General features: G+C 65.7%; 10 protein-coding genes and 1 pseudogene. All 11 read left to right on the top strand.

Features of this window, described 5'->3' with window-relative positions:
- Positions 1 to 705: pseudogene (locus ACE3UY_RS07230) on the top strand (hypothetical protein); the annotation flags it as partial.
- A gap of 51 nt (positions 706 to 756) precedes the next feature.
- On the top strand, positions 757 to 1,290 hold the full coding sequence (locus ACE3UY_RS07235) for a hypothetical protein (RefSeq protein WP_374686879.1): 534 nt from the start codon (positions 757 to 759) through the stop codon (positions 1,288 to 1,290).
- Between the two features lie 72 nt (positions 1,291 to 1,362).
- On the top strand, positions 1,363 to 1,779 hold the full coding sequence (locus ACE3UY_RS07240) for a hypothetical protein (RefSeq protein WP_374686870.1): 417 nt from the start codon (positions 1,363 to 1,365) through the stop codon (positions 1,777 to 1,779).
- 195 nt (positions 1,780 to 1,974) lie between these two features.
- Positions 1,975 to 5,886 carry a peptidoglycan-binding protein gene (locus ACE3UY_RS07245; RefSeq protein WP_374686871.1) on the top strand — a complete coding sequence of 1,304 codons (3,912 nt, stop codon included), beginning with the start codon at positions 1,975 to 1,977 and terminating at the stop codon, positions 5,884 to 5,886.
- Between the two features lie 68 nt (positions 5,887 to 5,954).
- Complete coding sequence (locus ACE3UY_RS07250) at positions 5,955 to 6,470, top strand: hypothetical protein (RefSeq protein WP_374686872.1); 516 nt, start codon at positions 5,955 to 5,957, stop codon at positions 6,468 to 6,470.
- A 56-nt stretch (positions 6,471 to 6,526) separates the two neighbouring features.
- On the top strand, positions 6,527 to 7,516 hold the full coding sequence (locus ACE3UY_RS07255) for a hypothetical protein (protein WP_374686873.1): 990 nt from the start codon (positions 6,527 to 6,529) through the stop codon (positions 7,514 to 7,516).
- A 77-nt stretch (positions 7,517 to 7,593) separates the two neighbouring features.
- Positions 7,594 to 8,397, top strand: coding sequence for a hypothetical protein (locus ACE3UY_RS07260; RefSeq protein WP_374686874.1), 804 nt, complete (start codon positions 7,594 to 7,596; stop codon positions 8,395 to 8,397).
- A 45-nt stretch (positions 8,398 to 8,442) separates the two neighbouring features.
- On the top strand, positions 8,443 to 8,775 hold the full coding sequence (locus ACE3UY_RS07265; protein WP_374686875.1) for a hypothetical protein: 333 nt from the start codon (positions 8,443 to 8,445) through the stop codon (positions 8,773 to 8,775).
- Positions 8,776 to 8,828: 53 nt separating this feature from the next.
- Positions 8,829 to 9,287 (top strand): GPW/gp25 family protein, encoded by a 459-nt coding sequence (locus ACE3UY_RS07270; RefSeq protein WP_374686876.1) that lies wholly within the window; start codon positions 8,829 to 8,831, stop codon positions 9,285 to 9,287.
- Between the two features lie 65 nt (positions 9,288 to 9,352).
- Entirely contained in the window at positions 9,353 to 10,951 is a 1,599-nt protein-coding gene (locus tag ACE3UY_RS07275; protein WP_374686877.1) for a baseplate J/gp47 family protein, read from the top strand.
- Positions 10,952 to 14,116 (top strand): hypothetical protein (locus ACE3UY_RS07280; protein WP_374686878.1); only part of this gene is annotated, 3,165 nt, incomplete at its 3' end. It lies immediately after the preceding gene.

Raw genomic sequence — 14,116 nt, forward strand, 5'->3', positions numbered from 1 at the left:
CAGCGCGTCTTACGCCCCTCCCCTCGGGAGGGGTCGGGGGAGGGCTCCGCGTCGCTCCCTTCGCACTTTTTGCCGGAAGAGCGGCCGGCCGATCTGGCCGCGCAATGGAGTGGCTTGCTGGACGGGCGACGCGCCCCGGCCGGGTGGCTCGCCGCGCAATTGGGGCAGGCCGGGCGCGGAGCGGCCGCCGGCGCGGGTGGCCGTGGCGGGCGCGACGAAAAGCCCTCCCCCAACCCCTCCCGAGGGGAGGGGGGCGGCGACCGTCAGACCGCGGCCGAGCGGCGCGGGCCGGGGTGGTATTCCCGCTTGCGCCCGCGGCGGTTGGGGGACGGAAGTCTCTTGCGCGGGACGCGAACGGGATCGGACGCGGGCCGAGGCTCGTTCGCATCTGAGGATGCGAACTCAGAAGGATGGGCCGGGCCGGATGAGGGCGGCGCGACCCAGCGGAACGGCCGGCTAGAGGCGGATGACGGCCAGGTCGTCAGCGTCGTCTCCCGCTTCGCGCCGCCGCAGATGGCCGACACGTTGCCGCCCTTGCGCCCGCCGGCCGGGCCAGGGATCACGGCCATGCCCGCCGCGGCCGCCGCGGCCCGGCGCAGCGCCCGTCGCGAGGAAGAATCGGCCGTGGACGATCTCGATGAACTGGCCGGCAAGCTCAGGCGAATTCTCGAAGAAGAGTCGCGCCGCCACGGGATAGATATCTGAGAAGAGAATCATCCGCAGATTACGCAGATTAGGAGTTAAGCCGTGCGTCCCATGCTCGACGACATCGAACTGCCGCAGGTGCAGGAGATCGCCGCCTACGACCGGCGCATGCTGGCCGAGCACAAGCCGCCGGGCATGGATGGCAGCCTGCTCCAGAATCTCGGCCGGCGGCCGGGTCACCTGACGCTGTGGGGCGTCAAGACGGGGCCGGACGCGCTGGAGTTTGTGGAGACGCTGGAATTGAAGTATCGCGCCGGCCAGGCCGTGCCCTTCGTGGCCGACATCATCGCCGACGCCGAGATCGCGCAGATGGTGATCGACGACCTGCAATGGCAGGAGCTGGCCGGCCGGCCGGAGCGCTACAGCTACGTCCTGACCCTGCGCGAATTCATCGAGCCGGTCGAGCCGGAAGATACCTCCGCCCTCGAGGCAGACATTTTGGGCGACGCTGGCGAATTGTTCGACGACCTGCTCGACGGGCTTGACTTTGCCCTGCCGTTCGCGACGGGGCTGGAGCGTTTCCTCGGCCCGCTGACCGACATTTTAGGGCGGTTGCAGCAGATGAATCGGGGCGCGGGCGGGTGACCGCAGCGCGGGATACCTGACAGGTCTCCGAAGACCCGTCAGGTGTGAAGACAGACGCAAAGGAGTGGTGCGATGGACGAGAACATTTTTCAGGAACTCAATAATCTGCTTCAGGAGTTCAAGACTTTCCTGGATCAGAACGTGCCGACGATCAAGCCGGCCATCCAGCAGATCGCGGGGATGTTCCCGCAGATCACGGAACTGATCGACAAGCTCATCGAACTGATGAACAAGCTGAAGACGGAGATCAGCAACTTCGACCTCAGCAACATCCCCGGCCTGGCGGAGGCGACGCAGTTCGTCACCATGATCAAGTCGTTCCTGGAGTCGGCGCGGACGCTGTTGCCGGACGAGGCGGGGACAATCAATGACATCCTGAGCGTGGCCGACGTGGTGGGCAGTTTGTCGGGGTTGGACGACGTGAAGCAGTCGATCCTTGACACCATCGACGCCATCGTCGCCCACCTCAACTCCCTCAAGCCGGCGTGATCAGAGAATCCACAGATTTCACAGATTACACAGATTTAGTCGCCTAACACTGGTTAATGGCGATAACGACCTTGATGGGTTTACAGGCAAGGCTTCTACAGATGAACCGAGATTTTCGCAGTCGCTCTTCTGAAGAATCTGTGAAATCTGTGGATTCTTCTTCCACACAGGAGTGTTAAAACAGTGGCCCGGCCGATGTTGGACGACCTAGAGTTGCAGCAGGTGCAGACCATCGAGGTGGACGGCGACCAGGTGTGGGTGCAGCATGGCATCCCCGCTCTGGAAGGCGACTTCCTCCAGGGTCTGGGTCGCCGCGCCAGCCAGGTCACCCTCACCGGCGTGCTGACCGGCGCGGAAGTGGCCGACAGCCTCAAGAAGCTGCGCGACAAGTTCCGCGCCGCCGCGCCGGTGACCTTTGTGGCCGACATCGCCACGGCCATCCGGCTCGACCAGGTGCTCATCGAGGAGATGGGCGTGCGCGAGCTGGCCGGGAGGCCGGCGCGCTTCGAGTACGCCTTCACCCTGCGCGAGTTCACGCCGGCCACGCCGACCGAGATCATCATCCCGCCGCCCCCGCCCCCGCCGCCGCCCCCACGCACGCTGGAATCGGTGCTGGAGGTGCAGGTCATCGTCGAGGGCGATCCCAATTTCGACCACGCCCAAACGACCGTCAGGGTGCAGGGCACGGATGAAACCGGGGGGGCCGTCGACCGGACGCTGCCCAACGACGATCCCGCCGTGCGGCAGGGCGATCTGTGGACGGTGAACCCCTTCCCCGCCGGCACGTACACGGCCACGGCCACCACGCGGAACCCACAGATGACCGGCTCGACGGCGGTCACACTGCCTCTGGGCCAGACGCAGCGCGCGGTCATCACCCTGCGCCAGGGCCAGACCATCGCCACCGCGTTCGTGATCCACTACACCTTCGACCGGGCGTTCGTGGAGCCGTGCATGCGTCACGTGCTGCGCCAGGTGGCCGACTTCGCCGCTGCGCACCGGGATCAGCGGTTCATCATTGTCGGCCACACCGATGAGTCGGGCAGCGACACGTACAACCAATCTCTCTCCGAGCGGCGGGCGCGTGGGGCGCACGCCTTCCTGACCTTCGGCCGCGACGCGCAGTCGGCCGACGCCGCCGTGGCGGAGTGGAACGAGTTGCGCCAGGCTCGGCCCAGTGGCGTGACGCTGTCTGTCCGCGACAGTTGGGGCGCGCGTGAATATCAGCACATGCTGCAAGATCTGGGCCTCTACAACGGCCAGGTGCACGGCACGCACGACGCCGCCACCGACCAGGCCGTGCGCGACTTCCAGGGGGCCAACGGCTTGAACGTGGACGGTGTAGTGGGGGACGCGACGTGGCCCGTGCTAATCCGCGCCTACATGGCCCAGGACTCGCTGAGCGTGCCCGAAGACCAGTTCATGCCCAACGCCGATCCGGCTGACGGCTGCGACCAGGGCTTCGTCCGCTGGTTGGGTTGCGGCGAGAAGATGACGGCCTCATCCCCGCGACCGCCCATGTGTTCCGGCCCCGACCCCGCCTGGCGGCCCAACCGTCGCACCGAACTGCTCTTTGTCCGCGCCTCCACCTTCCCGTGCGAGATCGCCAAGCCGGTGACGTTCGACCTGACGCCGGCCGGCGGCACGGGCTGGTGCCTGGGGCCGGGCGACCCGAACGCGCGCTGCTGCTTCCTGACCCGCAATGCGGAAGAACAGGACAAGTTCCTGGTGCAGACGGCCGAGCCGGGATCGTTCGTCGTCCGGGGCCGCATCCAATTCGAGGACGGCACGCCGCTGGCCGACACCGAGTACGTCCTCATCGCCCCGGACGGCGAATTCATGAACGGCGAAGTGACCTGCGCTGATGCGAGCGGGGCGCGCAAGGGCACACCCCTCCGCGGGCGCACTGACGCCAACGGCAATCTCACCGACAGCGCGGGCAACGTCGGGTATCCGAACAATCCGAAAGGGCCGGGAACCTATACGCTGGCGATCGCCGCCGACGTGGTGGCGCGCAACGAGGGCGAGCCGATCGGAGCCGCCAAGGGGCCGAACGTCTGCACGCGGCTGGACGGCAGCCGCGATCTTGTGGTCGTCGTGGTGGGCCGGGCGGTGGTCAACGTGCGGCCCACCATTGCCCCGGCGGGCAACGCGGTCGTGGTGCGCAAGCCGCACACCAACCCGCAGCGCCGGGCCGTGACGCTAAGCGTCAACCAGCCTTTCACCGGCAGCGGCACGTTCACCCGCTCCAGCGATGCCATCCGCTTCTTCGACGCGGCGGTGGGTGGCAACGAGATCACCTTCAACGGCGTGGACAACGTTTTCACCGACGCCCAACTCGCCGCCGGGCATACCGTGTTCACCGAAGGTGCGCGGGCCAGCGCGGCCGTGGATGACGTGGAGTTGCGGCTGGTGGTGACGGTCAACGGCACGCCGGGATTGGGGGCGACGGCGCGGATGACGGCGGTAGAGTTGACGCTGGACATTGCCTTAAGCAGGACTGCGCCGGGCGTAGATCCGCCGCTGCTTTCGCAGCAAGATAAGGTCAACATCGGTCGCTTCCTTCAGGTGCCCGATCCTGGTCTTCGTCACGAACGGGCGATGTTGATCGTACGACCGCCACAGCCTGCTGGCTTCACAGGGGATCTGGTCCTGGCGCGCATCAGCGATCAAGTCGAACTATTGGCTGATGAGCTTCCTGCCGTTGGGCAAGCGCCGCTAGCCGATCCGCAGGTCATTGCCGCCGCCACCATACCGGCGACAGGAACCAGGTTCTTTATCCAGGGTCGCGCCCCCAGTATCGTGGCGCGAGATACTGGTTATCGTCTCGGAATCAACAACGTTGAGCCAGACGGCGACCGGATAGCTGCTACCGTTATCCAAGTTGACATGGTAGACACACCAACGGCTGTTGCGCCTCCGGCCACTTCAATCCGTTTTGGGCTGTGGGACAATGCCTTTCGGGCTGACGGCACTGTCTTCAATGATGCGGCTGAAGCAAACAATTTCGTCGGTGCTGACACTCGCCGATTCCATTTACGAGTCCGCGATGCGTCGAGACGAAACGCCGGTCACATCAGTGTCAACTGGTTTGGTGTTGATCAGGCTGGCAATGACTTCCAAGTCCCAGGCGACCGCAGCGTAGCCCTTGTTGAAACGGCCGCTAACAGTGGCGTATTCATCTCTCGAGCACTTATGCTGATCAACGATGAAGTAGATAACGACCAGGCGACCCATAGCGGTCTGCCTGCTGGTGTTCCGGACGCTGGAGTGGTGCGTAACCGCAACCAAAGCAATCACCGTTTGCGCCGGGCCACCATGCGAGGCAGCGTTGTCTGCGAATACACGCATCCGATCGCGCCGGCACGTCCTATGACGGTGCGCTTACCTGTCTTCGAGCGCAATCCAGAAGCGCGTCGTCGACTGCCGCTACAGATATTTGTTCTGAGAGTCAGCGCTGGAGGCGCACCAGTCATACCAACCGCCGCGGGAAGCGCCCTATGGGCTACGGACATCCGCATTACGCGTGAAACCTATGAGCGTATTGGCCTTACGGTCGAGACCGTTGTTGCGCCGGGCACTCCCGCGGCGGACATCGTAACCGTAGACGGCGACCAGGTTGTACTCATAACGGTCAATGCCTTGAATCCGCCTGCTGGTATCAATCCCGCCAACCTGTCACTGGCTGATGAAACGGCTATTGGCGCGGCATTTCCTACGATACCTGGCACTAGTACGGTAAGAGTCTTCTTTGCCGGCGGTCTGGCCTCCGGCAACCGCGGCGAGTCGGCCCCAGACATTGACTTCGCTGCCGCGGCCGATAGGGGTACATGCTTTATCGATAGCGTCAGAAAAACGCCGTATACGATGGCTCATGAAGTTGGCCACATCCTGACTAACAAGTCAGTCGCTGTGAATACGGGCCATTACCGTGCGCCGGCTGTTCCTGCTGGAAACCGGCTTCACAACAACCAAAACCTCATGCGCAATGGCACTTCCGCTGCTGAGGGAGTGAATCAAAGCAAGAGATTGTGGGACGCCAACGATGGCGATGGCCTGAATCAGTTTACGGTTAGCCGCGCTTCACCCTATACAAGGGCATTTTAGGAAATTGGTTCTTGCGAAACCATCGAAAGCGGGACATTTAAGATTTCGAATCGCTGAGAGGCTACGACATGGACGATTGGACGAAAAGCTTATCGCCGGCAGCTAGACAACTGCTGGAGTTGCTCGAAGCCGAGGAAATACCACGAGCCACCTTTTTCGACAGCTTCGCTGCGTTTGGTGATGAGAGCAAGAACGAATTGGTTCGGAGAATTGCCAGTATATTGGAGCCGCCTCCATCCGGTCAATTGCTTGCGCGCCTGAAGTTTATCCGCACAGGTGACAACGAAGCCGATCTGACCGTGGCCTATCTAGTCAACTTGCGTTCGCCAAACCCGGAATCGAGAGCGGCCAGCCTATACGGCTTGCGCGAACTAGAACATCCAGCGCTCGAGGGATTTGCTCTCAACGCGCTGCGCGACGAGGCCGACCCCGTTGTGGCGGCCGCTTCTGATATATTGCTGCCGCACGCACAGCAAGATACGCGTATCGGCGAACTACTTAGCGAATTCTACAGAATGCACCAGGAGGATCCGGCTTTCTATACAACGATTAGTCTACTGAAAGCGCGTGGGATCAACGCTTAGGCCACCTCATCGAGGCCGAGTATAAGCGGTTTTGAACCGGGTAAGCGAACTCGATTATGCTTCTTCAACCCGCCTACAAACTCACCATCGGCGACAAAATCGTCGACACCACCGACGAGCCGCAGGCCAGCACGGTTGTGGCCCTGACGGTCGAGCTTGACCTGGGCACGCCGGCCGACAGCTTCACGCTGTCGTTGGGCCAGGTAGGCGGCTTCCAGCCGCAACGTGACGACGACGCCAAGATCGAGTTGGGTTTCGAGAACGAGTTGACGCAGGTGATGGTGGGCAGGGTCGTCACCGCCGACAGCGGTCTCACCACCCGCCGCGTCATCGGCCACGGCGCGGCCCGGCTGTTGCTGGCGACCAACACGGCCGAGACCTTTTTGAACATGACCGCCGGCCAAATCGTCGAACGTCTGGCCGAACTGGCCGGCGTGCCGGTCAACCGGGCCGAGCCGGGCATCACCTTTCCGGCTTACGCCATTGACGGGCGGCGCAACTGCTACCGCCACCTGCACGACCTGGCCGGCCTGTGTGGCTTCGACCTGTACGTCAATAGCGACGGCCAGCTGGTCTTCGCCCCATTCCGCAGCGGCAACGCCATCCACATCTTCGACTTCGGCAAGCAGATCATCGAGTTGGAGATGGAGCAGCGCCCGCCGCTGGCCGGCCAGGTGCAGGTCTGGGGCGAGAGCGCCGGCGGCGGGCAGGGCGACAACGCCTGGGCCTGGCTGACCAAGGACTTCAGTGGCCTGAAGGGCACGGGCGGCGAGGCCCAGCCGGTGCTGCTGCTGGAGCAAGCCGTGGCCCGCACCGGCGAAGCGGCCCAGGCCGCGGCCGAAGCCGCCTTCACGCGGCTGGAGCGGCAGCGGTTGCGCGGCACGCTGCTCAGCACCGGCCAGCCGAAGGTGAAGCTGGGCGACGCCATAGAGTTGCGCGGGCTGCCGGAGGCGTCGTTCAACGGCACGTATCAGGTGCGGCGGGTGCGGCATCACATTGACAAGACGCGCGGCTTCACGACGCGCATCGGGTTCCGGAGTATCTGAAGAAGAATCCACAGATTTCGCAGATTACGCAGATTAAGAAGGGTTATTAAGGTTCTGAGCCAGACGGATTGATGGTTATGTCAACAGTGGTCGATACACTGCAACAGATTATTCGCCACGAATTGCGGGCGTTGCACATCGCCGAGCTGGGGGTGGTGGAAGCGGTCTTTCCCCACAGCGACGGCGGGGACGACGACAACTATGCCTGCGACGTGCGGCTGAAGAACAGCGGCCTGCTGTTGCGGCGGGTTCCGGTCGTCACTGGCCACATCGGCACGGTTGCCATCCCCAACGAGGGCGATCTGGTGCTGCTCAACTTCGAACAGGGGGACGTGAACCACGCCTTCATCGTCGGCCGGTTCTACAACAATATTGACCGGCCGCCGCTGAACAACCCGAACGAGATCATCTTCCGCCTGCCGCTGGCCGAGGCGGACGACAAGACCATCCTGGCCGCTATCCGCAACTTGCCGGCCAACCAGGAGCCGCGCGAGATCATCGTCGAGATGCCGCCGCAGATCACGGTGCGCATCAGCGACGGCGCGGTGCGGGCCACGGCCGGCGACACGGAGATGATCCTCGACCAGCCGCACGACAGCGGCGGGCAAGTGACGGTCGTCACCGGCCGGACGAAGATCGTGATGAACCAGAGCGGCGACGTTCAGATCGACGTGGCCGGCAGTATGACGGTTGAGGCCGAGGGCAGTCTGACGCTGAAGGCCGGGGGTGACGTGAACATCGAGGGACGGAATGTGGCGGTGGACGCTCAGATGAACGCCAATGTCAAAGGCGGCATGGGCGCGACGCTACAGGGCGACCTGTCGGCCACCGTCCAGGGCATGAACCTGTCGCTGAAAGGGTTGACGACGTTCTCGCCGTAGCGATGTAGGGCGGTTTGCCAAACCGCCCTACAACGGAGTAATGAGATGCCAGGATCGCCAGTATCCATCGGGGCCAGTGTGATGATCACCCCCGGCGCCTCCGGGCCGCCGGACATGGGCACGATCGTGGCCGTCTTCCCGCCGGTCGTCACCGCCAACGGATTGCCGCTGGCGACGACGGGTTCGCTGTGCATGATGATCAACTCGGTCTGGGGCTTCCCCTACCCGCTGGTCATCGGCCCGACGGCCAGCAGTGGCGTGCAGGTGGCCGGGCGGGGGCTGGTGCGTACGTTCGACCGCATCCCGACGCCGCCGGGCATTCTGTTGATTCTTGGGCCGCCGGCTGCGCCGTTCATCACCGACCAATGGCCGCCGTAGAGACGTTTCGCCGGAACGTCTTTACCGAATTCAGGATTTAGGAATTAGGAATTATGAGTGACAACGAGCGGTGGGGCACGGATTTAAGGCTTCTGGATAACTTGTTGCGGCAGAACGATCTGGACGTGGGGCGCGATCTGTTTGTAGCCGAGCGGCTGGAGACGGGGCGCGTTGACCTGCAAACGGTCGCGGCCGATGACAATCTGAAGCAGGCGCTGCTGCTGCGCTTTCTGACGCGCCGCGGCGAACTGGAGCCGCTGGGCCACCCCACCTATGGCTCGCGCCTGTTCGACCTGGTGGGCGAGCGCAACACGCTGGGCAACCGCAACCGGGCCAAGCTCTACGTCCTGGAGGCGCTGGCGATGGAGCCGCGCGTGGCCGAAGTGCTGAGCGTCACCGTGGAGACCAGCCCCGTCGAGCGCACCCAGATCGACATCAACGTGCGCCTGCGCCCCATCCACGCTGACACCGTTCTCAATCTCGTCTTTCCCTTCTTCCTGGAAGGTTTCTAAGACCATGAATCACTTGCTCTTCCCTGGCCCCTACCCCCTAGCCCCTATTTGAGGAGTCTGGACCTATGAACCAGCCAACCGTAACGCTCATCACCCGGCCCTATCAGGAGATCGTCGACGACGTGCTGACGGCCATCGTCGGCGGCGTCGTCAACGAGCCGATCCTGTATGACCTGAAGCGCGATCTCTACCCGTTGTCCGAGCCGGCCGACGACATTCGCGGCATCACCGGCCTCCACGACAGCCTGCCCTACGCCTTCCTGAAAGAGATCGACTACGTGTTCAACGTTGGCAGCAACGCCGTGGAGTGGGACGAGAACGGCACGCGGCCCGACGACAACTCCGAGTTCCGCGTCGACTACTTCCGGCCCAACAGCCGCTCGCCGCTGACTGACATCAACGTCGGCAGCGTGACGCGCACGTTGAGCGAGGCGGTGAGCCGCGAGATCAACACCGTCTACGAGCAGATCAATCTGGCCTACCTCTCCGCCTTCATCGACACCGCCACCGGGCGCTCGTTGGAACTGGTCGTGTCCATCCTGGGTATCACGCGCAAGACGAAGGAGTTCGCCGTCGGCTTGGAGACGTTCTTCCGCGAGGCCGGGGCGGTCGGCAACATCACCATCCCCGAGGGCACGGTGCTGGCGACGACCAAGGCGGACGTGATCTTCGAGACGACGCAGCCGCGTACCTTGCAGCAGGGCCAGGTGCGCATCGACGCGCCCATCCGCGCCACGGCCGACTTCAAGAACGAGAAGGGCAAAGTGCCGGCCGGGGCCATCAGCCAGTTGTTGCAGCCCATTGTCGGCATCACCCGCGTGACGAACTTCGACGCGACCTTCCTGGGCGCGGACGACGAGACGGACGAGGAATTGCGGCTGCGGGCCAAGGCCGCTCTGCGCTCGCTGGGCAAGGCCACGTTGGCCGCCCTCCAGCGGGTCGTGGTGGAGGGTGGCGGCGAGCTGGTCGAGGTCTGGGACCCGCACGGTCAGCCCGACCACCGCTCCGATCCGGGCAGTGTCACACTACTGATCAATGCCGAGCCGGAGCGGTATGTCAGCCTTAACGGGGCGGTGCAGGAGACGCGGGCCGCGGGCGTGCAGGCGTTGGTCATCAGCCGCTACGTCTTCTTCAAGCCGCGCGTCCTGGCGACGCTGGCCCCCGGCCTGACCCCCGCCGGCAAGCTGAAGGTCGTCAACCAGTTGATCGAGGCCCTCCAGGCGTATGTAGACGGGCTGAGCAGCGGCCAGCCGGCCGAGGGGCAGGCCATGCTGGAGGCGATGAAGGCGGTCGAGGATGTGGTCGAGCGGCAAATCGTGGACGTGCTCGTCTGGCGCTCCGACCTGGGACGCCCGGCGATGGCGACGCTGGTGGACGGCATCGTCAACGCCGTCGTCGCCAGCCGGGCCGGCGGCGCGACCGACGATCTGGATGCGCTGAAGCTGGTCATCACCAGTACGCTCAGCGAGACGCCGCCGCTCGTGCCGACCAGCACGCGCATCCCCGACCGCAGCCTGCTCCAAGGCCCGGATGGACAGCCGGCGACCGACGAGCAGATCGAGAGCGGCGACTTCCGCGTCGCGGCCACGGTCGGCGGCGACAAGTGGTGGGTCGTCCTCGACATGCAGCCGGCCGATATCGTCGTTCAGGAAGAGGTGAGTTAAGTGGCCAACAAGACCGACCGCATCGTCAGCTATCTGCCGTCGACCTTCCAAAAGCAACCGCGCGGCGAGACGCTCCACGCCGTGGTCGATGCCTATGGGCGCGAGCTGCAGGACGCGGAGAACAGCCTGGCGGCGGTTATGCAGTCCCATTGGGTGGACTACGCCGACCGGCTCCAGCCGCGGATCGACGATCTGGCGCGCATCGCCGCCCTGTATGGCCTGGCTCCGCGGCCAGATGAATCGGTCGAGCAGTTCCGCGAGCACCTGAAGCGCTACATCCGCACGTATTTGGACGGCACGGTGACCGTCCAGGGCATCCTGCGCATCGCCGCGCAGGCGTTGGGGCTGCACATCGCCGACGAGTACGCCGACCTCGACACGTGGTGGACGCGGCCGGAAGGGGACGCCGTCGCGATCGCGGAGCCGAACGGCCGCGACGCTGCCGAACGGGTGCTGGGCGTGCGCGCGGCCCTGGGCCGGGGGTTGTCCAGCCTGCCGGCGCACGTGCGCGGCACAGCCGACCTGAGCCTGGGCGCCGACTGCCGCGAGAACCGCTGGCTGCGCCTGGGCGTGGACGGAACTGGGCCGTTCGAGATCGACGTGACAGCCGGCGCGACCGACCTGAGCGCCGTGCCCGGCCAACTCATCGCCGACAACATCAACGCCGAAGTGGAGCAGCCCATTGCCGCCTTCGACGGCCGCTTCCTGACCCTGACTTCCACCCGGCCCGGCGCGGCCAGCGTCATCGACGTGCGCGACATCCTGAATGACGCCGCCGACGCCGTGTTGGGCCTGCCGCCGCGCGCCTATAACGGCCGGGACGAGTCCCCGGCGCGGGTGCGCGGCCTGGTCGATCTGAGCGGCCTGCTCGATCTGTCGGAGGCGCGCTACTTGCGCGTGCTCATCGACGGCGCGCGCCTGGCCGAGATCGACGTGGCCGGCCCCGATCCGGCCAGCACGCTGTTGAGTCAGGTCGTGGAAAAGATGAACGCCATCCTCGGCGAGGGGACGGTGACCGCCGACGACCGGTTCCTGACGTTGACCTCGCCGACAGCCGGGCTGGGTAGCAGCATCGTCTTCCAGCAGGCCGCGGCCCAGCAGGCGCTATTGCGCCTCTTCGGCCCCATCAGCAAGACCCACATCGGCCGTGACACCCTCTCGGCGCAGGTCGTTGGCCGGCGCGACCTCGGCGGCGGCGTCGACCTCAGCGAGCGCTCGCGCCTCCTCCTGCGCGTGGACGGCGCGGAGCACGAGATCGATTGCGCCGGCCAGTTGCCGGAGAACACGCAACTGCCAGAACTGGTCGCAGCCATCAACGAGGCGCTGGGGGCGCGCCTCGCCACCCATAACGGCCGCAACGTCATCCTGACCTCGGCCTCTTCCGGCCTGAGCAGCGAGATCGTCTTCCTGACCCCCGAGGAGGAGGATGCCACGGAACTCATCTTCGGCATTCGCCCGCGCCTCTTTCACGGACGGGCCGCCAGCGCCGGGCGCGTGCTGGGCCAGCCCGATCTGAGTCAGGGCGTGGACTTGCGCTCGCGCTACTTGCTGCGATTGAGCCTGGACGGCCGGCCGCCGGTGACGGTTGACCTGCGGACGAAGACCGACCCCGCCCAATTGAACGCGGCGACGCCGCAGGAGTTAGCCGACGCCATCGATGAACAAATGGGCGCGGACATCGCCAGCACCGACGGCCAGCGCTTGAATCTGCTGTCGCGCAGCGAGGGCAGCGGCAGCAGCATCGAAGTCGCGCCGCTCGCCGCTCGGCGCGCCGAACGCTTCGTCACCCGCGCCATCGTCACCGGCGAGGCGGCCGACGCGGTCTTCGGCTTCACTCGCCGGACGGCCGTTGGGGCGGGGGCGGAGAACGCGCGCCTGACTGGCACGCTGGACGTGCATCGCGGCGTCGATTTGCGCCAGAACCGCTACCTCCGCCTGGCGATTGACGACCATCCGGCGGTAGAGATCGACGTGGCCGGCGCGCGCCCGCGGGCCACGCTCATCGATGAGCTGGTCAACGCCATCAACCTGGGTATCGCCCAGAACCAGACGCCCATCGTCGCCACCCACGGCGACGGCCACCTGACGCTGACCTCGCCCAGCCGGGGCGCGAATAGCCGCATCGTCCTGGGCGCGGCCGGCAGCGGCGACGCGCTGGCCCGGCTCCTGGGCGTCGCGCCGGGCGAGACGCGCGGCCAGGAGGCCGCGCCGGCCCGGCTGGCAGGCGCGGTCGATCTGAGCGAGGGCATCGACCTGAGCGCCGGCGACCGGGTCAAGATCGGCCTCGACGGGGCGGAGCCGGTAGAGATCGCCTGCGCCACCGGCGCCGCCGACCCGGCCCGCGTCCGGCTGGAAGAGATCCGAAGCGCCATCAATCGGGCGCTCCGCAAGAAAGTGGCTACTCACGACGGGAAGTTCCTGCAAATCACCTCGCGCCGGGCGGGGGCCAGCAGCCAGATCGTGCTGGACTTGCCCGAGACGGATGACGCGACGGCGGCCATCTTCGGCGTCGCCGCCCCGGCCGAGTTCAACGGTCAGGACGCCACGCCGGCCCAGGTAGCCGGCACGGTTGACTTGAGCGCCGGCGCAGACTTGAGCCAGGATCATCTCCTGCGCCTGACGCTGGACGATCATCACCTGCTGGAGATAGATTGTCGCGGCCGCGACCCGCGCCTGACCCGGCTGGACGAGATCGCCGGCCATATCAACCGCGCCGTGGCCCTGGCCCTGACGCCCCCGATCGCCAGCCACAACGGCCGGCGGCTCATCCTCAGTTCCCATACCCTGGGCCGGGCCAGCCGGATCGCCTTCGAACCGCCGCGCGCCGCCGACGCGCTGCCACTGTTGCTGGGCGTCGCGCCGGGCGAGTTTCGCGGCCAGAACGCCGAGGGCGTCCGCTTTGTGGGCACGGCCGAGCTTGGCCCGGCGGTCGATCTGAGCGCCGGCGACCGCGTCCAGATCGGTCTGGACGGCGCGGAGCCGGTGGAGATCGCCTGCGCGCAAGGGGCGGCTGATCCGGCGGCCGTCGCGCCGGGCCTGATCGTGACCAACCTCAACGCGGCGCTAGGGGGCAATGTCGCCAGCTTCGACGGCCGGTTCCTGGCCATCGCCTCCCCCACGAGTGGGGCCGGCAGCGCGTTGGTGTTCGAGCCGCCGGCGGCGGGC

The sequence above is a fragment of the Promineifilum sp. (SeqCode) genome (assembly GCF_041918635.1).
Lineage (GTDB): Bacteria > Chloroflexota > Anaerolineae > Promineifilales > Promineifilaceae > Promineifilum.